Below are 20,874 nucleotides of genomic sequence, written 5' to 3'. Positions count from 1 at the left end.
GGCGGGCCACCGACCCAGCCACCAGCCTTGAGCCAGGCTCCCGGTCAGCCCGAGGCCTGGCCCACGTCAGGCTCCAGGCCCGGGCGCCCGGCCACCTTGGTCCCGGCGGCCCTGTCGGCGGTCGCCACGTCGACCGTCGCCTTCTTCGCCACGGCGGGCAGAGGCACCGCGGCAGGCCGGTGCACCACGGCGGCAGCCGGAGCGGGAGTCGGCGGAGCCTCGGCCGGCCGGCGTCGGCCGCGGGCGGTGATGGCCAGCGAGAGCAGCGTGCTCACGCCGAGCACCGCCCAGCCGGCGACGGCGTCCAGGATGTAGTGGTTCGAGGTTGCCATCACGACGAACACGGTCGCAGCGGGATAGAGACAGCCGATCACTCGAACGAGGGGTGTGCGGGCGAAACGGGCCAGCATGAAGCCGCACCACAGCGCCCACGCGCAGTGCAGCGAGGGCATGGCCGCGTACTGGTTGGCCAGCCCCTCGAGGCCGTCCGGAGCGGCGCTGGCGCCGCCGCTCCACCAGCCCCAGGCCTCGAAGTGCGACATCGTGTCGACATACGAGGTGCCGGGCAGGAGCCGGGGCGGGGCGGTGGGGAACAGGAAGAAGCCGCACAGCGAGATCAGAGTGGTGAAGACCAGGGCCCACCGGGCCCGGATGTAGCGGCCGGGGTGGCGGCGGTACATCCAGACCAGCAGCGCCGGCGTGACGACGAAGTGCAGGGTCGAGTAGTAGTAGCAGCAGGCGACCGCCAGCGGCGGGATGCTCTGCAGCCACCGGTTGAGGCTGAGCTCGATGTCGATGTGCAGGTGCTGCTGCAGGCGGAGGATGTCCCAGCCCATGTCGGTCGCGGCGCCGACCGACGAGCCCGCCACGCCACGGGTGGCCGTGTAGACGTAGTAGAGCCCCACCAGGACGACGGCCTCGACCCACAGCCTGGGCAGGCCGGTCGCCGGGTTACGGAACCGGCCTGTTTGCGGAGGCGTCGGCAGGCCCGCCGGCGCCTCCGCGCGACGTTCCCGGTCCACCCGCTCCCCCCGGTCCATCCGATCCGTCCCGTCGCTCCGCGCCACCCCACCGGCGGTAGCGGCCCCGCCACTCCGAGCCGGCCCGTCACTCGGAATCGTCAGGTCGTTCTCCTCCGACAGGCCGGCACGGTCCGCTTCATCTTCATCCACGCGGGCCGCCTGACTGTCCGGGTCCGTTGGAGCTTCCCGTTCCGCACGACTGTCCCGGTTCGTCCGATCCACCACGCCTCGACTTCCGGTCCGTCCGCCATCGTCACCCCGTCCAGCTTGTGCCGTCCAGCCAATCACGGACGGCCGATCTCGAACGACGAGGGCGGGTGGCCACGGAGACGTTCCTCCGTGGCCACCCGCCCTCGGTGCGGGACCGGCTGCCGGTCAGGTCCGACCGGCGGGCAGCCCCGCGCCGGGCGCAGCGCCCGCCAGCGCACCGCTGGCCGCGGGCTGGTCAACGGGCAGCGCGCTGCCCGCCTTCCAGGTGTCCCACGGGACGGACCACTCGTTGCCGAGCTGCCGGGTATCCGCCGGGCGACCGGTGTTGCTGATGTCGACGATGTCGCCGAACTGACTGAAGTTGTAGAACCACTGCGCGTCCGCCGGGGAGGCGTTCACGCACCCGTGCGAGACGTTCGCCCGGCCCTGCGACGCCACTGACCACGGAGCGGAGTGCACGTACTGCCCACCGCTGGTGTAGTGGACGGCCCACTGCACCTCTTCGTAGTAGTACTCCGGGTTGCCCTTCGGCACGCCGACCGTCGCCGAGTCCATGATCACCATCGGGGCCTTGCCCAGCACGTTGTGCGGGCCCTCCATGGTCAGGAACCCGGGCTTGCCACCGCTGATCGGCATGGTCCGCACGAGCTGGCCGTTCTGGAACACCTGCATCACGTGGGTGGCCGCGTCGACCTTGCTGATCTGGGCGGCCCCGATCGCGAAGTCCATCGAGCGGTCCTTGACCCCGATCCAGCCGGTGCCGGAGTCGAAGCCCGCGAGGTTGGCCTCCACGTGCACCTTCGTCCCGGGCGCCCAGTACTGCTGCGGGCGCCACACGGCCATCCGGTCCGACATCCAGTTCCAGGCGCCGAGGACCGGCGGGTCGGCGTTCACCGCCAGGCGGCTCTGCACCGCCGCGCGGTCCTTGACCGGAGCGCTGAAGGTCAGGCTGATCGGGGCGCCGACCCCGACGGTCTGACCGGCGACCGGCTCCCACGACACCTTGAACGCCTTGTCCGGGACGCCGGTGGTGAAGCTCGATGCGATGTTCCTGGTGCCGTCCAGCCCCTGGGCCGGCGCGGTGGCCGCCTGGATGTCGTAGCGGGTGTCGGAGAACAACCCACCCGCGGACGTCCAGGTCCGGCGGTCGGCGGAGAAGGTCCCCTCCAGCGTGCCGGGGTCGGTCTTCTCCGTCGGGCTCGCGCCGCGGGCCACGGTCACCGACGCCAGCGGCGCGTTGCTCTTCACCACGATCGACTCGGTGAGCGCGATGCCGGCAGCGCCGTCGGCCGGGGTCACCGTCACGGTCGGCGCGGCCGGGCGCGGTGGCTCGTTCTGGCCCGGGCCGGTGCCCCCGCCCCCGGAGGAGCAGGAAGCCAGGACCACGGCCGCGGCGAGCACGCCGGAGGCCGCGGCGAGCCGCGACCGGATGATCCCGGCGGGCCGCACGGCCTCCGACCGGCGCCGGACCAGCGGACGGCGGGTGGCGGGCGACCCCCTCCGGTCGGAGGCCCGATCCTGATCGGAACCGGAACCGGAACCGGACGGAACGGCGCCTCGGGGCGCGCGTATCAAGCTCATCATCGAGCGGGACATGCGTGGCCTACTTCCGAAGACCGAACCGGTGAGGCGGGGCAACGCATCGCGCCGGTTCGTGGCTTGCCGGACAGCGGGCCGCCGTGACCTGCGGACACCGCGCGGAGTGCGGGGATGACGAAACGCGATGTCGCCACGGAAAGCGACGTCCTGGAAACAGAATGTGCGCTCGCTCGACCACTCACGAGCGGACCGTACCCACAGCCCAGAACCACGTCCCGTCGATCACGGGAAAACTCCACCACACGCGCCGGACAACTACTTTTCGTCAATGCTTTGACTGCGGAGAGCGACACTCTCCGGCTAGCCGCCATAAACCCCTCCCACGCCGGTTGATCCGACGCACGACTCTTATCCGACGTTGCGCACCAAGGCTGCACCGGGCCCGACACGGAAGCCCCTCACCGCCACATTGTCGGTAACCAGACAGCGATGGCAACGATAAGTGCCGCAAAAAACACGGAACGAAGCCAGCCTTTCGTGCCATGCGACGGATACGCCGACACCGGCCCACCGGCCGGCGCCGAACGTGCGCTCCGTGGCTGCCATCCGCCGGGACGGCGGGCCCACCCGGGAGAGATCAGCCGCGCCCGATCGGGAAACGGCGCCGAAACGGTCCCCCAACCGAACAGCACCCGCGGTCGCACCAGAATGGGGCGTCCGGCGGTCGGGGCCGGGCCGTGGCACCGCCACGGCCGGTGCGCCGCGGCCGGTGCGCCACGCCCCCGCCCGGCCCGCCCCGCTCGATCACGGAAGGTGCTCATGGCCATCGTTCTCGGACCGAACCAGTACGGCAAGGCCGAGGTACGGCTCGTCCACGTGGACCGGTCCACACCGGCGCACCGGATCACCGACCTGACGGTCTCCACCGCGCTGCGCGGCGACTTCACCGCCGCCCACACCCGCGGCGACAACAGCCACGTTCTCACCACCGACACCCAGAAGAACGTCGTGTACGCCTTCGCCCGGGAAGGCGGCGTAGGCGAGATCGAACAGTTCGCGAGCCGGCTGGGACGGCATTTCACGACCACCGCCGACTGGATCACCGGGGCGCGGATCGAGATCGAGCAGCACGAGTGGGAACGGATCACGGTCGACGGGCGGGAACACGACCACTCCTTCGTCCGGTCGGGACGCGGAACGCGAACGACCGTGGTCACGGTGGAGGCGGACGCCGTCCACGCCGTGTCCGGACTCGCCGGGCTGGTCGTTCTCAGGTCAACCGGCTCGGAGTTCCACGGATTCCCGCGCGACCGGTACACCACCCTGGCCGAGACGTCCGATCGAATCCTCGCCACCGAGGTCACAGCGCGGTGGCGTTACCTGGACGCGGACGGCATGTCCGGCGCCGACTTCGCGCGTCTCGCCGCCGGGATACCGCGCGCGCTCGTCGAGACCTTCGCGGCCGAGCACAGCCTCGCGCTGCAGCAGACCCTGCACCAGATGGGTGAGGCCGTCCTCACCGCTTTTCCGGAAGTCGCCGAGATTCGCATGTCGATGCCGAACAAGCACCATTTCCTGGTCGACCTGGAACCGTTCGGCCTGGACAACCCGAACACCGTCTACCTGGCCGCGGACCGTCCCTACGGGCGGATCGAGGGCACGGTGCGGCGCGACGACGTCCCGGAGGCCCCCGCCGCCTGGTACGGCACGCCCGGCTTCTGCTGAACCGACCTGTTCCCGGTGGGCTCAGGCCGGGGTGATGATCACCCTGTCCCCGGGCACCAGCCACAGGCTGCGCGCCGCGTCGCCGTCCCGGCGGGCCACCGCGACCAGACCGCCCGAATCCAGGTAGAGCACCAGCTCCCCGGGCTCGACGGAGCCGAAGGTGACGCCGACGGCGAGCTCCACCGGCCCCGCCGGCCCGGGCACGAGCTCGGGCTCCCCCACGGCTCGCCGCTCGCCGGACGGCCGGATCTGCCCGCCGGTCGGCGGAACCCGCTCGCCGGACGGCCGGGCCCGCTCGGCGGTCAGCCGGACCCGGTCGCCGGGCCGCAGGTCGGCCTGGGTGAGCAGCTCCGCCGCCGCGGCCAGTGCCACGTTGCCGAAGCCGTCCACGGTCAGGACATCCGCCTCCAGCCGGGACCCGGCGGGCCCGCGCAGCACGCGGGCGAACGGCTCGGGCAACCGCACCACGGACGCGGGATCGATCCGCTCGCCCAGCGCGTCCAGGGGGCGGCCGGTGGCCAGCGCGGCCGCCGCCGGCGCGAAGACGTCCCGGCCGTGGAAGGTCGCCGGGATGCCCTCGGGCATGGTGAGGTCCACCGCCGCCAGCAGCCCGCCCAGGGCCTCTGCGGCGGGCACGAGCAGCCCGTTGTCGGGGCCGACCACGAACCCACCGGGCGTGCGCGCGGCGAGCGCCCGCCGGGAGGTGCCGACCCCCGGATCGACCACGGCGACGTGGACCCCACGCGGCAGATGCCGCACCGTGGAAGCGAGGACCGCGGCCCCGCGCCGGACGTCCCCGCGCGGCACGAGGTGGGTCACGTCCACGATCGGCACCCCCGGGGCCAGCCGGAGCAGGACGCCGTGGCACGCGGCGACGAAACCGTCCAGCAGGCCGTAGTCGGTCGTCAGGCTGACGCAGCTCATACCGCCCGAGCGTGCCAGAAGGCGCGCCGGCGGGAGGCGGGGCACGCTTCTCGTCCGCCCCGGGTCTGTCTCCGGGGTCCGGCGTCAGATCGCGCCGGCGGCGCGCAGGTCGGCGATCTCGGTCGGGTCGAGGCCGAGTTCGCCGAGGATGCGGTCGGTGTGCTCGCCGAGCGCGGGCACCGGGCCGAGGCGGGCGTCCTCCCCGGGGAACTCCACCACCGGCCGGGTCTGGCGCACCGGGCCGACCGGCGAGCCGATTTCGACCCAGCGCCCGCGGGCGGCGAGCTGGGGGTGGGCGAGCACGCCGGCGACGGTGCTCACCCGGGCGTACGCCACCCCGGCCGCGGCAAGGCCCGCCTCCAGTTCGGCCGTGCCGAGGGTGGCGACGACGGCGGCGACCACGGCGTCGGTGCGCTCCCGGTTCCGCACCCGGGCCTGGTTCGTCGCGAAGTCGGGGTCGTCCGCCAGTTCGGGGCGGCTCAGCGGGCCCCGGGCGAGCCGCGCCCACTCTCCGTCGTTCTGGACGCCGATGAGCACGTCGTCGCCGTCCGCCGTCCGGAAGGCCTCGTACGGCGCGATCGACTGGTGGCCGATCCCGGACCGGGCCAGCTCGACCCCGGTGTGCTCGACGGTCTGCACCGGGTAGCCCATCCATTCGGTGAGGGCGTCGAGCATGGCGATCTCCAGCGCGGCGCCGGCGCCCGACCGCTCCCGGCGCAGCAGCGCGGAGAGCACACCCTGGATCACGTAGCTGCCCGCGGCGACGTCACCGGCGGCGAACCCGGCCTTGGCGGGATGGTCCGGGGTGCCGGTGACGGCGATCAGGCCCGCCTCGGCCTGGACAAGCATGTCGTAGGCCTTCCGCCCGCGGTAGGGGCCGCTCGGGCCGTAGCCGGACAGGTCCACCGCGACGAGCTCGGGACGGCGGGCGACGAGCGTGGCCGCGTCGAGGCCCAGCCGCGCCGCGGCTCCCGGCCCGAGATTCTGCGCGACGACGTCGGCCCGCTCGATGAGACGATCGAGCACGGCCCGGGCGTGGGGCACCTTCAGGTCGAGGGTCAGCGACTCCTTGGAACGGTTCAGCCAGGAGAAGTGGGCCGACATCCCGCCGCGCACCGCGCGGTCGTAGTCGCGCGCGAAGTCCCCCTGCCCAGGGCGCTCCACCTTGATCACCCGTGCGCCCAGCTCGGCCAGGTGCCGGGTCGCGAACGGCAGCGCCACGGCATGCTCCAGGCTGACGACGGTCACACCCGCAAGCGGAAGCACACCGGCCAGGCTAGCGGCCCGGCCGGGCCTCACCGTCGACGATCCGGCCGTCGACGATCCGGCCGTCGACAACCCGACCGTCCACGACCTCGCCGTCCACGACCTCGCCGTCCACGACCTCGCCGTCGGCGGCCTCGGCGTCGGCCTTGCCGTCCTGGAAGCCGCCGTCGACGAGGTCACCGTCCAGCACGTCGGCGTCGACGATCCGGTGGCCGCCCGCGGCGAGGGTACGGGGCTCGTCGCCCGCGGTGGTCTTCGGGGCGAAGCCGGCCTGCCGGCGGTCCGAGCGCGCCGGGCCGCCGTTGGCGATGACGACCGCGATCCACGGAAGGATGACGGCGAGGCCCACGGCGACGAGCCGCAGCCACCCGGTGAACACAACGACGGCCAGCACGAAGCAGACCACCCGGACCAGCATCGTCAGGATGTAGCGCTGCTCCCGGCGCCGGATCTCCGCCGGCCGGGCCTCCTCCGCCGAGGTGATCAGCACGGGCTCGGCCCGCCGCCACCTCACACCGATCGCCCGCTCACAGTGCCCACTGCCCGCTCACGACGTCCATGGCCCGCTCAACGCCCATCGCCGAGGATCCGGAGCGGGACGGTCGTCCCCTCCTGGCGACATCCTGCCCACGCGGGCGCGGGCGGAACAACGATCCCCGTCGCGAGATCCGACACCTGGAAGAGTTCCCACCGCACCAACCTGTGTCCGAATGTTTACGCGGTGGACGGATGATGGTCCTCGCCTGGGCGTTGGTCGCTGCCACCGTGCTCGTGTGCGAGTCGCCGTGGTCAGTGAGTCGTTTCTACCCCAGGTCGACGGCGTGACGAACTCGGTGTGCCGGGTGCTGGAGCATCTGCGCGACACCGGTCACGAGGCGCTCGTCGTCGCCCCGGCGCCGGCTCCGGCCGCCCGCCGGACCGCCCCGCGCAGCTACGCCGGGGCCCCGGTGCTGTGGAGCCCGTCGGCGCCGATGCCCGGCTACCCCGAGTTCCGCTTCGCGACGCCGTGGCCGGGGCTGGCCGCGGCGCTGCGCGAGTTCCGCCCGGACATCGTCCACCTTGCCGCCCCGGCCGGCCTGGGCGCCCAGGCCGCGTACGCCGCGCGCCGGCTGGGCGTACCGAGCATCGCCGTCTACCAGACCGACATCGCGGCGTTCGCGACCCGCTACGGGCTCTCCGCGGCCGAGCGGACGATCTGGCGCTGGCTGGCCAGCGTGCACCGCCTCGCCACCCGCACGCTGGCGCCGTCCTGGGACGCGGTGGACACCCTGCTCGCCGAGGGCGTGCAGCGGGTCGCCCGCTGGAGCCGGGGCGTCGACCTCGAGCGCTTCCACCCCGATCACCGCGACGAGCGGCTGCGGGCCGCCCTGGCGCCGCGCGGCGAGGTCCTCGTCGGGTATGTGGGACGACTCGCCCGGGAGAAGCGCGTCGAGCTGCTCGCCGGCATCGCCGACCTGCCGGGGGCGCGGCTCGTCGTCGTCGGCGACGGGCCCTGCCGGCCGGCGCTGACGAGGGCGCTGCCCGGGGCGGCGTTCCTGGGCTTCCGCACCGGCGCCGACCTGTCGGCCGCCGTCGCCAGCCTGGACGTCTTCGTCCACACCGGCACGCATGAGACGTTCTGCCAGGCGGCGCAGGAGGCGAAGGCCAGCGGGGTCGCGGTCGTGGGGCCGGCGGCCGGGGGGCTGCTCGACGTCATCGAGCACGAGCGGACCGGCCTGCACTACACGCCCGGCGACCCGCACGCGCTGCGCCGCGAGGTCACCCGGCTGGTCGAGGACGGCGAGCTGCGGGCCCGGCTGGCGAGCGCGGCGCGCGCCTCGGTGGCCGGCTGCGACTGGCACGCCATCGGCGACGAGCTGCTCGGGCACTACCGGGACGTGCTGGGCACCGCGCAGCCCGCGGCCGGGCGGCGCCACCGCCTGCCCACACGGCTCACCCGGGCCCGCCGCGGGCCCGGCGGCATGCGGATCGCCGGACCGGCGGAGGCCACGCGCCCCGCGTGGACGGCGATGACACCGACGACCGCGGTGCCGGCGCTCGCCGCGACAACCGCGACGACCGCGACGACCGACGGGTGGCCAGGATGAGGATCGTGCAGGCGGCGAGTTTCGTCGCGCCGGCGTCGGGCGGCATCCGGACGACGCTGCGGCACCTCGCCGCGGGGTACGCGGGGGCCGGCCACGAGGTGGTGCAGATCGTCCCGGGCGCCGCGGACGGGGAGGAGCGCACCGCGCACGCGCGGATCATCACCCTGCGCGCGCCACTGCTGCCCGGCACCGGCTACCGGGTGCTGGCCGAGCCGTGGCGGGTGGCCGCGGTAATGGAGCGGGAGCGCGCCGACCGGATCGAGATCCACGACCGCGCGACGCTGCGCCCGCTCGGCCGGTGGGCCCGCCGGCAGGGCGTCCGCTCGCTCGTGGTCAGCCACGAGCGGCTCGACCGCCTGCTGGGCCTGTGGACGCCCGCTCCGCTGCGCGGGGTGCTGCCGGTCCGGGCCGCGGCCGACCGGTCGAACCGGGCGCTCGCCGCGGGCTTCGACACCGTGGTCGCGACGACGGGGTGGGCGGCCACCGAGTTCGTCCGGATCGGCGCGCCGAACCTGAGCCAGGTCCCGCTCGGCGTCGAGCTGGACCGCTTCCGGCCGGCCAACCACGACCGCACGCTGCGCCGCGCGTTCGCCCGGGACCGGGAGATCCTGATCGTCGCGGCGACCCGGCTCTCCCCGGAGAAGCGGGTCGACATCGCGCTCGCCGCAGTGGCCGAGCTGGTGCGCCGCCGGGTGCCGGTACGCCTCGTCATCGCCGGTGACGGGGCCAGCCGCGCCCGCCTGGAACGCCTCGCCGCGGGCCTGCCGGTGGCCTTCCTCGGGTTCGTCGCCGACCCGCGGCGGCTCGCCGGCCTGCTCGCGACCGCCGATCTGGCCTTCGCCCCGGGCCCGATCGAGACGTTCGGCCTGGCCGCACTGGAGGCGATGGCCAGTGGGACGGCGCCGGTCGTCCACCACGCGAGCGCGCTCGCGGAGCTCGTCGCCGACCCCGCCGGCGACGGGGCCGCCGGGACGAGCGCCGCGGGAACCGGGTTCACGTTCGCCGACGCCGCTCTCGACCTGCTGTCGATCGACCCCCACCGTCGACGGGACGCCGCCCGGGCCCGCGCCGAGCGGTTCCCGTGGAGCGCCACCATCGACGGGTTCCTGCGCTGCCACGACCTGCCCGCCGCGTCCCCCGCGGTGGACGCGACTCCCGCGGCCGGTCCGGTCTCGGGCCCCCTCGCGGCCTGACGCCACGACGCCGCCGTGAACGACACCGCCGTGAACGACGACCCGCGTACCGTGCCGATGCGCCCGCTCCGCCTGGTCCGCCCGGACGGCGCCCTCGGCTTCGTCGCGCTCGGCGACAGCCTCACCGCAGGCCTGGGCGACGGAGTCAGCATGGGCCGCGACCGCGGGCCGGGGGCGCTGGCCGGCCGCGGCTTCGCGGCGCTGCTCGCGGGGGCGCTGGCCCCGCCCGGGCTCGTCCACTACGAGAACCTGGCCCGCACGGGCGCGACCGCCCGGGACGTCCGCGTCCGCCAGCTCCCCGTGGCCCTGGCGCTGCGGCCCGCGCTGGCCTGCGTGGTCGCCGGCATGAACGATGTCTTCAAGCCGACCTTCGACCCGCTGCGGCTGCGCCAGGACATGGTGTGGAGCATCGGCCGGCTGCGCACCGACGGCATTGTCGTGCTGACCGCGCGGCTGCCCGATCCGGGTGGCCTGCTGCCGCTGCCCGGCCCGATCGAGCGGCTGCTCGCCGAGCGGGTCGGACATCTCAACGCGGCGGTCGACGCCGCCGCCGCGCGCGACGACGGGGTGCTCGTCGTGGACCTCGGCCGGCACCCGGCCGTCCGCCGGCGTTCCACCTTCGACGTCGACCTGGTGCACCCGGGACCGCACGGACATCGCCTTATCGCAGGGGCCTTCGCCGAGAAGCTGCGGGAGACCGGGATGGCTGTCGGCGAGCTGCCGGACCCCCGGCACGTGCCCCCACCGCCGGGAACCGCGGACCACCTGCGCTGGGTCGCCACGATCGGGATCCCCTGGCTGCTGGGCCGCGCGCACGCCCCGTGGCGTGATTTGCGTCCGCGAAACCACGGTTTCCGGCGACTCGGTACCGCGTTTGGCCGGTGAATTCCCTACGGTAGGCATGTGCTTGCCGACCTGCCCGCTTCCCCGCGCTCCGGCGTCCTCGCCGGCTGGGGCAACGCCTGGCTGGCCGGACTCGTCGGCCTCGACGACGTCATCACCCAGGTTCACGAGGCGCTGGGCGGCAGTGCGCCGCACACCGTCGGTGACGAACCTCTGGTCCTCGGCCTCGGAGCGCTGCGCCGCGCCGGAGCCGAACGGATGCGCCTGGTGCTCCCGGTGCCCGGTGACGTGAGCGGCCTGCCGGGTCCGCCCGACGTGAACAGGGACGCGCTCACCGCCGGCGAGGCGCTGGTCGTGATCGGGCCCACGCCCCCGCTCGTCCTCGTCCCCACCGTGATCGTGCACGGCCCGGCCGTCGAGGGCGGCCTGGAGTCCGTGCACTGGCGGGTGCTGCGGGCCGGCCGGGTGCCACCGCCACCCGCCGGGCTGCGCGCCGCCGACCACGAGCTGTCGGTCGCGATCAGGCAGACCACGGCGGCGCTGGTGGACCTCGACATCGCCAGCGCCCGGCCGGAGGTGCTGGCCCTGCTGCGCGACCGCGGCGAGCCCGAGCCCGGCCCCGGGCTGGGGCCGGGCTACCCGCCGAACGCGCACGCCCTGCTGGCCCGGGCCGAGCGCCTCGCCGAACTGCTGGAGCTCGCCGCCCGCGACGACGGCGCCGCGGTCACCGCGACCGAGGTCAGCCGCCGCTCCGCGGCGCTACGGGGCCTCTCCGCCGCCGTCCGGCGGGCCTACGAGGCGGCCTACGACGCCTTCGACCCGGCCTACGCCAGCCACTGATCCGCGCAGGCCGCTGACCCCGCCCGCCGCGTTCCCCGCCAGTCACTGATCCGCGTGGCGGACGTCCGCTCGGCACGCGGGGGCCTACCCGACGCGCAGGCCATCAGGACGCATGAGCCGGCCCAGCGCCGGGAGGCTGGCCGCCGTCGTGACGAGGACGACGGCAAACGCCGTCGCGCAGACCACCGCGATGTTCGTCCAGGGAACGGTCGGCGCCGCGCCGGCCACCCGGAGCAGGGCGGCTCCCAGCCCCAGGCCAGCCCCGAGGGCGAGCGGCACCCCGAGGATCATCGGGATGGCCGTCTGCCACAGCACCCACCCGGCCACGGTGCGCCGCCGCGCGCCCACCGCGGCCAGCGCCGCCAGCGCCCGGCGTCGGACATCCCGGAGATCACCCGGTCGCGGTAGCGCACATGCCCGCGCTCCGGCCCGACGATCCCGGCCAGGCAGTGCAGCAGCGTCGACTTGCCCGCCCCGGACGGGCCCATCAGCGCGACGACCTCACCCGCCCGGATCTCGATGGACGCCCCGGCGAGCGCGGGTGTGGCGCCGTAGCGCTTGTGCAGGTCGACCGCGCGCAGCAGCGGTGCGACGGCAGCGGCGTCCACGGGCCGCGTTCCGCCGGCGTGGGTGGCAGTGGTGCCTGCGCCTGCGCCGGTCTCGGCGGTCGCGCCCGTCATGAGCGGACCTTCGCCGCGAGCTGGTCGAGGCGGGCCGCGGCCAGCTCCAGGAACCGGAGATCGGCCTCGAGGTGGAACAGCGCGTGGTCGCAGACGAGCTGGTCGGCCAGGTCTCCGCCGACCTTGCGCCGAGTGAGCTCGCGCATCAGCCGAAGGTGCTCGGAGCGCTGGGCGTCCAGGAGGTCGACCGCGGGCCGCCCGGTCAGCAGTGCGAGCACGATCTTCGTGTAGAGCGTGCTCTGCAGGTAGAGATCGGGCTTCTCGGGCTGAGCCAGCCAGCGTTCGACGTCGGCGATACCGGTGTCGGTGATCGCGTAGCGCTTGCGGTCGGGACCGCCGCCAGGCGTGACGCCGTCGACCTCCACCAGGCCGTTCTTCAGCAGCCTGGCCAGGGTCGCGTAGACCTGCCCGTAATGGAGCGGCCGGTCGTGCCCGAACCGGTCGTCGTAGGACCGTTTGAGGTCGTAGCCGTGTCGCGGGCCGGACTCGAGGAGCCCGAGCAGCGCGTGTCCAATCGACATGATCGCGACTATACATTAGATGTATACATGCCGCGTATAGAGGGGTACAGGCCGGCGGACGCTCCCACGACACCGCCATCAACCGCCGGGCGGGATGTCGGCGGCGGGGCGCAACCCGCCGGACGCCCGCAGGACCCAGCGGGCCGCCCGCTCGCCCCTTGGTTTCTTCCTCGTCGTTTCGGGGGTCGATGTCAGCGGATTCGCGCCCGAAAGGGCGAGAAGGAAACCAAAGGGCGAGCAGGCCGCCTACCGCGACGGGCGCTTTGTCCGGTAGATGGTGGTCTACGGCTGGCCGGGGTGAGCGAAGACCGAGGTGGCCCTCCGCGGTGGGGATCGCCGGTACCCGGCGGCGGCCCGGCGCCGGCGGCCTTGCCGCTGCGCGGCTCAGTTCAGGCGCGGGCAGAAGTGGCCGGACGGGCCGTCGGGGCGGCCGCAGAGCACGCACGGCGGGCGGCCGGCGGCCACGATGCTGCGGGCCCGTTCGATGAAGGCCTTGGTCTGCTCGATCGACAGGCCGACGCGCAGCGAGTCGACGTCGCTCTCGCTGTCGGAGATCCGCGGCTCGCTCGAGGCGAGTCCGGCGGCCTCGACGAACACGCGCTGCCCGTCCCACGACACCGTCAGCTGGCCGAGGTGGAAGTCCTCCTCGAACGGGGCATCGAGGGGAGCAAGGTCGACCTCGACGTCGGAGGCGGCCGGCAGCGCGATCCCCTGGGTCTGGCCCACCTGGCCGAGCAGGGCCGTCAGCCCTTCGGCGAGCGCCGTCACCTCGGTCTTCTCCAGACCCACCGTGACGAGTTGACCACGAGCCGCCGCCTGGAGGAAGAACACGCGGTCACCGGGCTGCCCGACGGTCCCGACCACGAACCGCTCCGGCGGGTCGAACACAAATCGCTGCATGTCTCGGATCGCTCCGTCTTATTCGCCTGCGGGGTGAGAGTCGGACCGCGAGATACCTGCCCGCTCATCCACCAGTATCGTCGCTTCGTTGCGCGGTTCACCATCCCGGGAGCGCTCCGCGTTCGTCGGCCTGCCCGGCTGTGACGCCGTCGCGCCGGAACGTGCCGGGCCGTGCGCGCAGAGATCCGCCGGAACACCGGCCGCCGCCGGGCGGCGGGCACCCGGGTCACAGCAGTGCAGCGGGCAGACGTCGTGGGACGGCCCCTCGCCGCTCAGCGCGGGCCGCTCCCACTCGGGGAAGCGGCGCTCGGCGACCAGATCGGCCACCATCCCGACGAAGCGCGGGTCCGTCCCGACGGTGCCCGCCCGGGCGACCGCCAGACCGCGTTCCGAGGCGGTGCGCACCGCCTCGACGTCGAGATCGTAGACGACCTCCATGTGGTCGCTGACGAAACCGACCGGCACGATCACCGCGGCGCGCGCGCCGCCGTCCGCGAGCGCCGCCAGGGCGTCGTTGACGTCCGGTTCGAGCCAGGGCACGCTCGGCGGGCCGCTGCGGCTGCAGTAGGCGACCTGCCACTCGTGCCGGGTACCGGCGCGCGCGGCGACCCGCTGCGCGATCACACCGGCGGCCGCGCGGAGCTGGCGCTCGTAGGCTCCGCCGTCCGGCCCGCTCGCGGCCGCCTGCGAGCGGGGCAGCGCATGGGCGGTGAACACCAGCCGGGCCTCGTCGCGCACCGCCGCCGGCAGCGACGCGAGCGCCCGCACGCAGTGGTCGACCATCGGCTCGACGAATCCCGGGTGGTCGAAGAACAGCCGCAGCTTCACCAGGTCGGGGGCGCCCGGGCCGACCTGCTCCAGGGCCGCCGCCAGATCCTCCCGGTACTGCCGGCACCCCGAGTAGGACGCGAACGCGGACGTCACGAAGCAGGCCGCCCGGCGCACGCCGTCGGCCCGCATGCGCGCCACGGCGTCGGCGAGGTACGGCTGCCAGTTCCGGTTGCCCCAGTACACGGGCATCGGGGCCAGCCGCTCCCGCAGCGCGGCGAGCAGCGCCCGGTTCTGGTCGTTGATCGGGCTGCGCCCGCCGAAGCGGTCGTAGTGCGCCGCGACCTCGGCCAGCCGCGCCTCGGGCACCCCGCGGCCGCGGGTCACGTTGCGCAGGAACGGCAGGACGTCCTCCGGCCCCTCCGGACCGCCGAAGGAGACGAGCAGCAGCGCGTCCACGTCGATCCCGCGGCCGTGGCCGGCGGTGTCCGTCGGCACCGTCATGTCCCCTTCCATGTACGTCGCCCCCGTCGTACGTCGCCCCCGTCGTACGTCGCGCCCGTCCGCCAGCCGGGCCCGCGCCGTCAGCGCGGCACCCGGCCCCGGATCTCGTCGAGGTACGTCGGGAAGTACCGCGAGATCGTCGACAGGTCGAACGAGCGCAGGATGTCGCCCGCCGGCTCGCGGGCCAGCAGGAACGCGAAGGACTCCCGGACGAGGGCGGTCAGCGCCGCGTCGTCGTCCGGATCCAGCCCCAGCGCGTCGACGACCTCGTCGTCCACCCGGACGGCGTAGGAGAACGCCAGCCCATGCGCCCCGGGCGCGGTCTCCTCGGCGACCTCGACCTCGTAGCCGCGGCCTCCCCGCGACTCGACTCTGATCATGCTCACGGCGCCACCTCCACCGGCCCTCGCGCACCCGGCCCTCGCGGCGCTCCGGCGCGCCGCGCTGGGGGACGGCCGCCCGCCCGGCGATCCGTCCACTCCCACCGTGGCCCATCAGCACCCGCCGCGTCGACCCGTGGTCCGCCCGGGCGGGCGGCACCGTCCGTCACTGTCATCTCACGGCTGCTGTCATCTCAGGGCTGCAACGCCACGCGCCGGGCGCGTCATTCCGCTGGCCGCGCCGCCGACGCGCGCCGGTTGCCGGTGTGGGCCGTCAGTGGCCCATGCCGGCGCCACCGTCGACCGGGATGACCGCGCCGTTCACATACGCGGCGCCCTGCGACGCGAGGAAGACCACCGCCGCGGCGACCTCCGCGGGGTCGCCCATCCGTCCGGCGGGGGTGGCGGCGACGAGGAACTCGCGCTGGGCGTCGGTGAGCGCGTCCGTCATGTCCGTGCGGATCGGACCCGGGGCGATCACGTTCGAGGTGATCCCGCGGCCGCCGAGCTCGCGTGCCAGCGACCGGGCGAAACCCACCAGGCCCGCCTTGGAGGCGGCGTAGTTCGACTGCCCCGGACCGCCGGAGAGCCCCACCACCGACGAGATGAAGATCAGCCGACCGTTGCGGCGCCGGATCATCGAGCGCGACGCGCGCTTCGCCACCCGGTAGGCCCCGAGCAGGTTGGTGTCGACGACGTCGCGGAAGGAGTCCTCCGACATCATGAGCATCAGCGTGTCGCGCACGATGCCGGCGTTGGACACGACGATCTCGACCGGGCCGAGCGCGGCCTCGACCTCGCTGAACGCCTTGTCGACGCTGTTCGCGCTGGTGACATCCATCCGCACCCCGAGCATCCCGTCGGGTGCCTCGCCACCGCGGCTGGCCACGGCCACCCGGTCGCCCGAGGCCGCGAGCGCCGCCGCGCACGCGGCGCCGATCCCGCGGTTGCCACCGGTCACCAGTGCGACTCGACCTTCGTTCTCGACCATGGCCGGGATCGTAGCGGCCCGCCGGGTGGCACGAGCCCATGCCACCCGGGACACTCCCCGCCCCGTGCCGCCGGCCCGTCGGGGACGATGGACGGGTGCGCGTAGCGATCCGGGTGCGTCCCGCCGCCGACCGGACGGCCGTGGGGCCAGCGACGTCCGACCCGACCCACGGCCGGCTGCTGGTCGTGCGCGTACGGGAACCGGCGGTCGAGGGCCGGGCGAACGAGGCGGCGCTGCGCGCCCTCGCGCAGGCACTGGGTGTCCGCCGGTCCGACGTGACCCTGACCCGCTCGATCGGGAGGGTCAAGTTCATCGAGGTGGACGCTCCGGACGACGTGATCACGCGGCGAGTCGAGGAACTGGCGCAACATTCCGACCCGGCCGCACGTCTGGACTCCAGGTAGGTCGTCGAGGCGATGGGACGGAGGCGGGGGTTGCGCAGGACGGACATCCGAGCCGGCGAGTACACGCACGGCCACGGCCGCCGGGACGACCTGACGATCGATCCCGCGATGCCGGCCGAGTCGCCCGCCGACGACGCCGCGTCGGGCCGTGACGACCACGGCGACGCCGGCCACGCCGACACCGACCCTGGCGAGGTACGCCCCGGCGGGTCAGGTCCCGGCGACGCGGCCGGTGCCGCTACGAGCCTCGGCGACTCGGCCGGGCACGGTAACCGGAGCGGGCCCGACGCCATGGGCGGGCCTGGCGGCGCGACGGGTGCCCCCGGGGAAGACGCCGGTGGCGGTTCGGAGGAGGCGGCGCGGCTCGGCGAGATCGTTCCCGGGCCGCCCGGCGGCGTGCTCGACCTCGCGGCGCTGGCCGCCGTGGAGGCCCGGCTGCGCGAGCTCGCGGCGGCAGGCATCGACCACGCCGTCTCGACCGGCGCCCGCGGCCCACGAGGGGCGGCCGCCGACCGGGCCATGTGCGAGGCCGCGTCCACGATCGCCGCGGCGCTGTGGTTCGACACGCTGCGGGTCGCCGACCGGGTCTCCGCCACCCCGCACGCGGGGCCGCTGCTGGGAGCCGTCCACCAGGTCCTGCGGTCCGCGCTCGACGGTGACGAGCCGCCGATGCCCGGCGGCCCTCCGCTCGCCGCCGCGATTCCGGTCGCCGCCGGCCTTCCGGTCGCCGCCGGTCCGCGGCCACCCGACCGCTTGCCGTCCCTCGACCGGGTGGACGGCGCCGTCGCGGCGGGGCCGTCCACCCGACGGCCGCCGCGCGCGACCGGGGCCGGCAACGTCGGGCCGAACGGGACCATCTGGTCGGCGCTGGCCAGCCGCTTCGCGGGTGAGCGCTTCGACCGTGCCCCGAGCGGCCGCCAGATCTGCCTGATCGATTTCGCGGAGCTGCGTGACTCCGCGGTCTGGGAGGCCGTGACCGACGAGCGGGTCTCCCACCTGGGCGAGCTGTTCTGGGTGGTCCTGGTGACCGGCAGCGCGCCGGCCGACTCAGGTGCGCCGGGGACGCCAGCCGGCCCCGGCCCGGGCGGGCCGCCCGGTGGCGTCGGCGGGCCGGCCCGGGCGGCGCGGATGTTCGAGGCCGCCGGCTGGCAGGTGCTGACCCTGCGCTACGGCCGCCGGCTCGCCGCCCTGTTCCGGGCCCCCGGCGGCGCGGCGCTGCGGGCCCGGCTGGACGCGATGTCGCCCGCCGAGTACCTCACTCTGCTCCAACTGGACGGGACCGAGCTGCGGCGCCGGCTCGCCGGTCCGGGAGCCTCCGGGGCCGGTGTCGACCGGCTGCTCGACGGACTGAGCGACGAGCAGATCCACGATGCGCTGCGCGATCTGGGCGGCCACGACCTCGCGCTGATCATCGACGCGTTCGACGAGGTCGAGGCCGGGCGACCGACCGTCCTGTTCGCCTACACCGGCCCACTGCCCGCGCCCGCCCGGCCGGCCGCGCCGCCCACCGCCCCGGCACCACCGCCCACCGCGGCACCGCTACCTGGGGCACTGCTCCCTGGGGCACACTCGGCCGCGCTGGTGCCGGCGGGGCCGGGGCCTGGGCCTGGGGCCGTGGCGCCGGGGCGGCCGTCCGCGGCACTGCCCGTGGCACTGCCGGCGGGCCGGCTCGCCCGGCACGTGGCGGCCTACCTCGACCGCACCCCGCAGTCGCTCGGCGCGGCACCTGCGGTGCCGGTCGACGCCGGCCGCCCGCCGACCGGCTGGTGGTCGACGCAGGAGGCCTTCGGTGCCACCCTGCGGGATCTGCCCTCGCTCGCCCCGGAGGCCGCGGCGGCCGTCGTGACGATCTCGACCCGCGACGCCGACCAGGTGCTCACCGGGTGGATCGAGGCCACCCGCGGCGGTGCGGGCCACAGCGGTGCGGAACCCGTCCGGGACGCCCCCGTCCTCGGCCGCCCGGCGGGTGCCCGCCCCGCCGAACCGGCTGGCCCCGCCCGCTCACCCGAACCGGCGGGGCTCCCAGGGCCAGCGGGACCGGCAGGGCCGGCGGGACAACCAGGCCCTGCGGGGCCGGGGCCGGAGGGGGCTCGTTCCGGCGGCGGGCGGCATGTGGCCGGCGGCCTGTCCGCCAGCGCGTTCGGTGGGGTGCTGGCCTCGCTCGGCGTGGCGTGGAGCCGGCTGGGTCTTCCGCTGCTGCCCATCGGGGTGAGCGACGAGATGTCGGTCACCCGGGTACTGCCCGGATGGGCCGCCGGCGGGGCGGCCGACGGACGCTCCCTGCTGACCGTCGCGGACACCGGTGTCGACCCGGTCCGCCCGGGCGGGTGGCGCCACGGCGCGATCGGCGTCCCGGGTATCGCCTGCTGGGAGCCGGCCTTCGCGCAGGACCTGGTCTGGTGCCTGCTCGAGGCGCTGCGCCGGCTCGGGCGCGTCGACGGCGCGTCCAGCCTGATCCGGCTGAGCGCGCGGCCCGTCGACCAGCGGCTCGCCGGGCTGCCCGGCGACGCCGCCGGCTGGTGGCGGCGGCGCGCGGCGGTGCTGGCCGGCGGGTACCGGCTGCGCCCGGGCGAGCCGTCCGCGCCGCTCACCCTGGTCGGGATGGGCGCCGTCATGCCGGAGGTGCTGCGGGCCGCCGACGAGCTGAGCTCCGGGCTGCGCCGGGAGATCGGCGTGGTCTGCGTGACGTCCCCGGACCTGCTCTTCGACGCGCTGCAGGCCCGGCGCGGACTCGCCGACGGCGACGACGCCGTCCTCGATGAGCTGTTCCCGCCGAACCGCCGCGGCCCCCTGCTGACCGTGGTCGACGGCGACGCGCGGGCGCTGGGTTTCCTCGCCGGTGTGCACGGCGAGCACGTCACGACACTCGGCTCGGCCGCCCCGATCCCGACCGCCCCGGGACAGACCGCGCAGGTCCCGAGCGCGCCGGCCGATCCCCGCTCCCCCGGTGGTCCCGCCGCCGGCGGTGCGGGCGCCCCGGTGGACACCGCGACCATCGTCGGAGCCGCGCTCGACCTGATCGACGAGGCCGCCGCGTACTGAGCCGCCGCCTGCCGGGCCGGGACGCGTCAGCCGTCGGGAAGGACACCCGGATCGACTGGCTCGACCCGGCCGGCCCGTCCCGACAGCGTCCGGAACCCGTTGGGAACGCTCGGCGTTGAGGGTGGGACGTCCGAGATCCGGCGCCAGGACTGGTGCCGGGAAACGGGGTCGCACACCACCACCGAACCCACCGAAAGCCACCCACCGAAAGCCGAGGGGATGCCGCATGGCGAGCCGCACCGCGACGTTGAGCACCGCCGTGCGAACCGACGAGGTCGACCCGATCACGGAAGGAACCGGTGGCTGGGCCGATCCACTCGACCGGGCGTTCAACAGGCAGGTAGCCGGCCTGGTGCGGCTGGGGTACCCCGAGCTGGCGGGGATGTCTCCGGCCGACTTCGAGGCGCTCTGCGAGCCGCTGCGGACGGTCACCCACGCCGCCGTGCCCGGCCCGTTCCGGCCCGCGACCCGGTCGTGGATGCCCTTCGTCCTGGTCGTGTCGGGGGAGCTCGTCCGGGCGGAGGAGATCGTGCCGCTGCTCACGCTCGCCGGGCGCGCCGACACCGGGACCGTCGACCGCAACCACGGCGAGGAGGGCCTCGCGCCCTACCGGCCGCTGCCGGAGCTGAACGTGCCCCACGCGGGTGTGTACCTGCTCACCGACGTCGAGCGCGGGGAGGAGTTCCGTGGCATCCGGCCCGCGGACGCGCTGCCACCGATCCTCGAGCGCGGGCGCTCACCGCTGACGATCCACGAGGGGATCGCGGTGGTCACCCACTTCCCCGAGGCGCTGGAGAAGAACAACTGCTTCATGCTGTCCGGATCACGCCGGGGCGACCGCCGCGTGCCGGCGATGTGGATTTCGAGCCGGGCACCGAAGCTGGGCTGGTGCTGGGAGGGCAACCCGCACACCTGGCTGGGCACCGCCTCCGCCGCCACCCGCCACGCCGCCCGCTGACCCTCGCCCCTCCTCGCCCTTTCCTCGGCTCCTCGTCCTTTCCGGAGACCCAGACCCCGAATCCGCTCCGGAAACGG

The 20,874-nt window shown here is 74.9% G+C and carries 19 protein-coding genes and 1 pseudogene; 8 read left to right on the top strand and 12 right to left on the bottom strand.

Annotated features, from left to right (window positions below; translation table 11 throughout):
* Nucleotides 1-44 precede the first annotated feature (44 nt).
* Entirely contained in the window at nucleotides 45-1,040 is a 996-nt protein-coding gene (locus FRANEAN1_RS40820; RefSeq protein ID WP_347177078.1) for a phosphatase PAP2 family protein, read from the bottom strand.
* 357 nt (nucleotides 1,041-1,397) lie between these two features.
* Nucleotides 1,398-2,813 (bottom strand): Ig-like domain-containing protein, encoded by a 1,416-nt coding sequence (locus tag FRANEAN1_RS11000; protein WP_347177218.1) that lies wholly within the window; start codon nucleotides 2,811-2,813, stop codon nucleotides 1,398-1,400.
* 777 nt (nucleotides 2,814-3,590) lie between these two features.
* Here FRANEAN1_RS11000 and pucL point away from each other — a divergent pair.
* Nucleotides 3,591-4,496, top strand: coding sequence for a factor-independent urate hydroxylase (pucL, locus tag FRANEAN1_RS10995; RefSeq protein WP_020459844.1), 906 nt, complete (start codon nucleotides 3,591-3,593; stop codon nucleotides 4,494-4,496).
* A 21-nt stretch (nucleotides 4,497-4,517) separates the two neighbouring features.
* Here pucL and FRANEAN1_RS10990 read toward each other — a convergent pair whose 3' ends face one another.
* From FRANEAN1_RS10990 to FRANEAN1_RS10980, 3 genes are all read right to left on the bottom strand, one after another.
* Nucleotides 4,518-5,420 carry an SAM-dependent chlorinase/fluorinase gene (locus FRANEAN1_RS10990; RefSeq protein WP_041255758.1) on the bottom strand — a complete coding sequence of 301 codons (903 nt, stop codon included), beginning with the start codon at nucleotides 5,418-5,420 and terminating at the stop codon, nucleotides 4,518-4,520.
* 84 nt (nucleotides 5,421-5,504) lie between these two features.
* On the bottom strand, nucleotides 5,505-6,668 hold the full coding sequence (locus FRANEAN1_RS10985) for a CaiB/BaiF CoA-transferase family protein (protein ID WP_347177077.1): 1,164 nt from the start codon (nucleotides 6,666-6,668) through the stop codon (nucleotides 5,505-5,507).
* Nucleotides 6,669-6,696: 28 nt separating this feature from the next.
* Nucleotides 6,697-7,200, bottom strand: coding sequence for a DUF3099 domain-containing protein (locus FRANEAN1_RS10980; protein WP_020459841.1), 504 nt, complete (start codon nucleotides 7,198-7,200; stop codon nucleotides 6,697-6,699).
* Nucleotides 7,201-7,507: 307 nt separating this feature from the next.
* Between FRANEAN1_RS10980 and FRANEAN1_RS10975 the strand changes: the two genes are divergently transcribed.
* Genes FRANEAN1_RS10975 through FRANEAN1_RS10960 form a run of 4 tightly spaced genes read left to right on the top strand, consistent with a single transcriptional unit; the run spans nucleotide 7,508 to nucleotide 11,649 of the window.
* Nucleotides 7,508-8,773, top strand: a complete 1,266-nt coding sequence (locus tag FRANEAN1_RS10975) for a glycosyltransferase family 1 protein (protein WP_347177076.1) — start codon at nucleotides 7,508-7,510, stop codon at nucleotides 8,771-8,773.
* Nucleotides 8,770-9,966, top strand: a complete 1,197-nt coding sequence (locus FRANEAN1_RS10970) for a glycosyltransferase (protein ID WP_020459839.1) — start codon at nucleotides 8,770-8,772, stop codon at nucleotides 9,964-9,966. Before FRANEAN1_RS10975 ends, FRANEAN1_RS10970 begins: the two co-directional genes overlap by 4 nt.
* Before the next feature lie 57 nt (nucleotides 9,967-10,023).
* Complete coding sequence (locus tag FRANEAN1_RS10965) at nucleotides 10,024-10,851, top strand: SGNH/GDSL hydrolase family protein (RefSeq protein WP_049795929.1); 828 nt, start codon at nucleotides 10,024-10,026, stop codon at nucleotides 10,849-10,851.
* 18 nt (nucleotides 10,852-10,869) lie between these two features.
* Nucleotides 10,870-11,649 (top strand): hypothetical protein, encoded by a 780-nt coding sequence (locus FRANEAN1_RS10960; protein WP_020459837.1) that lies wholly within the window; start codon nucleotides 10,870-10,872, stop codon nucleotides 11,647-11,649.
* Nucleotides 11,650-11,733: 84 nt separating this feature from the next.
* On the opposite strand, the gene FRANEAN1_RS40320 is transcribed toward FRANEAN1_RS10960, so the two are convergent.
* The 7 genes and pseudogenes from FRANEAN1_RS40320 to fabG form a co-directional block, all read right to left on the bottom strand.
* Complete coding sequence (locus FRANEAN1_RS40320; protein ID WP_347177075.1) at nucleotides 11,734-11,976, bottom strand: hypothetical protein; 243 nt, start codon at nucleotides 11,974-11,976, stop codon at nucleotides 11,734-11,736.
* 38 nt (nucleotides 11,977-12,014) lie between these two features.
* Nucleotides 12,015-12,329 (bottom strand): annotated as a pseudogene (locus FRANEAN1_RS38435) (ATP-binding cassette domain-containing protein); the annotation flags it as partial.
* Nucleotides 12,326-12,850 carry a PadR family transcriptional regulator gene (locus tag FRANEAN1_RS10945; RefSeq protein ID WP_020459835.1) on the bottom strand — a complete coding sequence of 175 codons (525 nt, stop codon included), beginning with the start codon at nucleotides 12,848-12,850 and terminating at the stop codon, nucleotides 12,326-12,328. The pseudogene FRANEAN1_RS38435 and the gene FRANEAN1_RS10945, both read right to left, overlap by 4 nt.
* Before the next feature lie 384 nt (nucleotides 12,851-13,234).
* The gene (locus tag FRANEAN1_RS10940) at nucleotides 13,235-13,750 is read right to left on the bottom strand and encodes a DUF3090 family protein (RefSeq protein WP_020459834.1); all 516 of its coding nucleotides are present in this window, start codon (nucleotides 13,748-13,750) and stop codon (nucleotides 13,235-13,237) included.
* Nucleotides 13,751-13,768: 18 nt separating this feature from the next.
* Nucleotides 13,769-15,034 carry a ferrochelatase gene (locus FRANEAN1_RS10935; RefSeq protein WP_020459833.1) on the bottom strand — a complete coding sequence of 422 codons (1,266 nt, stop codon included), beginning with the start codon at nucleotides 15,032-15,034 and terminating at the stop codon, nucleotides 13,769-13,771.
* A 68-nt stretch (nucleotides 15,035-15,102) separates the two neighbouring features.
* Nucleotides 15,103-15,408 (bottom strand): hypothetical protein, encoded by a 306-nt coding sequence (locus FRANEAN1_RS10930; protein WP_041254001.1) that lies wholly within the window; start codon nucleotides 15,406-15,408, stop codon nucleotides 15,103-15,105.
* 268 nt (nucleotides 15,409-15,676) lie between these two features.
* Nucleotides 15,677-16,393 (bottom strand): 3-oxoacyl-ACP reductase FabG, encoded by a 717-nt coding sequence (gene fabG, locus FRANEAN1_RS10925; protein ID WP_020459831.1) that lies wholly within the window; start codon nucleotides 16,391-16,393, stop codon nucleotides 15,677-15,679.
* A gap of 95 nt (nucleotides 16,394-16,488) precedes the next feature.
* Between fabG and FRANEAN1_RS10920 the strand changes: the two genes are divergently transcribed.
* The 3 genes from FRANEAN1_RS10920 to FRANEAN1_RS10910 all read left to right on the top strand — a co-directional run bounded on the left by FRANEAN1_RS10920 (nucleotide 16,489) and on the right by FRANEAN1_RS10910 (nucleotide 20,797).
* A complete protein-coding gene (locus FRANEAN1_RS10920; protein WP_041254000.1) occupies nucleotides 16,489-16,797 on the top strand; it encodes a DUF167 domain-containing protein in 309 nt (102 codons plus the stop codon).
* A gap of 30 nt (nucleotides 16,798-16,827) precedes the next feature.
* Nucleotides 16,828-19,839, top strand: coding sequence for a pyruvate dehydrogenase (locus FRANEAN1_RS10915; protein ID WP_157472538.1), 3,012 nt, complete (start codon nucleotides 16,828-16,830; stop codon nucleotides 19,837-19,839).
* 226 nt (nucleotides 19,840-20,065) lie between these two features.
* Nucleotides 20,066-20,797 carry a DUF5701 family protein gene (locus tag FRANEAN1_RS10910; RefSeq protein WP_020459828.1) on the top strand — a complete coding sequence of 244 codons (732 nt, stop codon included), beginning with the start codon at nucleotides 20,066-20,068 and terminating at the stop codon, nucleotides 20,795-20,797.
* Nucleotides 20,798-20,874: the final 77 nt, after the last annotated feature.

Source organism: Parafrankia sp. EAN1pec, from assembly GCF_000018005.1.
Taxonomy (GTDB): Bacteria; Actinomycetota; Actinomycetes; order Frankiales; family Frankiaceae; genus Parafrankia; species Parafrankia soli.
This window is presented reverse-complemented; position numbering and strand designations above follow the sequence as displayed.

Coding starts and splice junctions, on each gene's coding strand:
- FRANEAN1_RS10940 (WP_020459834.1), bottom strand. CDS start 13,750: ATGCAGCGATTTGTGTTCGACCCGCCGGAGCGGTTCGTGGTCGGGACC.
- FRANEAN1_RS10965 (WP_049795929.1), top strand. CDS start 10,024: ATGCGCCCGCTCCGCCTGGTCCGCCCGGACGGCGCCCTCGGCTTCGTC.
- FRANEAN1_RS10910 (WP_020459828.1), top strand. CDS start 20,066: ATGGCGAGCCGCACCGCGACGTTGAGCACCGCCGTGCGAACCGACGAG.
- FRANEAN1_RS40820 (WP_347177078.1), bottom strand. CDS start 1,040: ATGGACCGGGGGGAGCGGGTGGACCGGGAACGTCGCGCGGAGGCGCCG.
- FRANEAN1_RS10945 (WP_020459835.1), bottom strand. CDS start 12,850: ATGTCGATTGGACACGCGCTGCTCGGGCTCCTCGAGTCCGGCCCGCGA.
- fabG (WP_020459831.1), bottom strand. CDS start 16,393: ATGGTCGAGAACGAAGGTCGAGTCGCACTGGTGACCGGTGGCAACCGC.
- FRANEAN1_RS10935 (WP_020459833.1), bottom strand. CDS start 15,034: ATGGAAGGGGACATGACGGTGCCGACGGACACCGCCGGCCACGGCCGC.
- FRANEAN1_RS10970 (WP_020459839.1), top strand. CDS start 8,770: ATGAGGATCGTGCAGGCGGCGAGTTTCGTCGCGCCGGCGTCGGGCGGC.
- pucL (WP_020459844.1), top strand. CDS start 3,591: ATGGCCATCGTTCTCGGACCGAACCAGTACGGCAAGGCCGAGGTACGG.
- FRANEAN1_RS10990 (WP_041255758.1), bottom strand. CDS start 5,420: ATGAGCTGCGTCAGCCTGACGACCGACTACGGCCTGCTGGACGGTTTC.
- FRANEAN1_RS11000 (WP_347177218.1), bottom strand. CDS start 2,813: ATGAGCTTGATACGCGCGCCCCGAGGCGCCGTTCCGTCCGGTTCCGGT.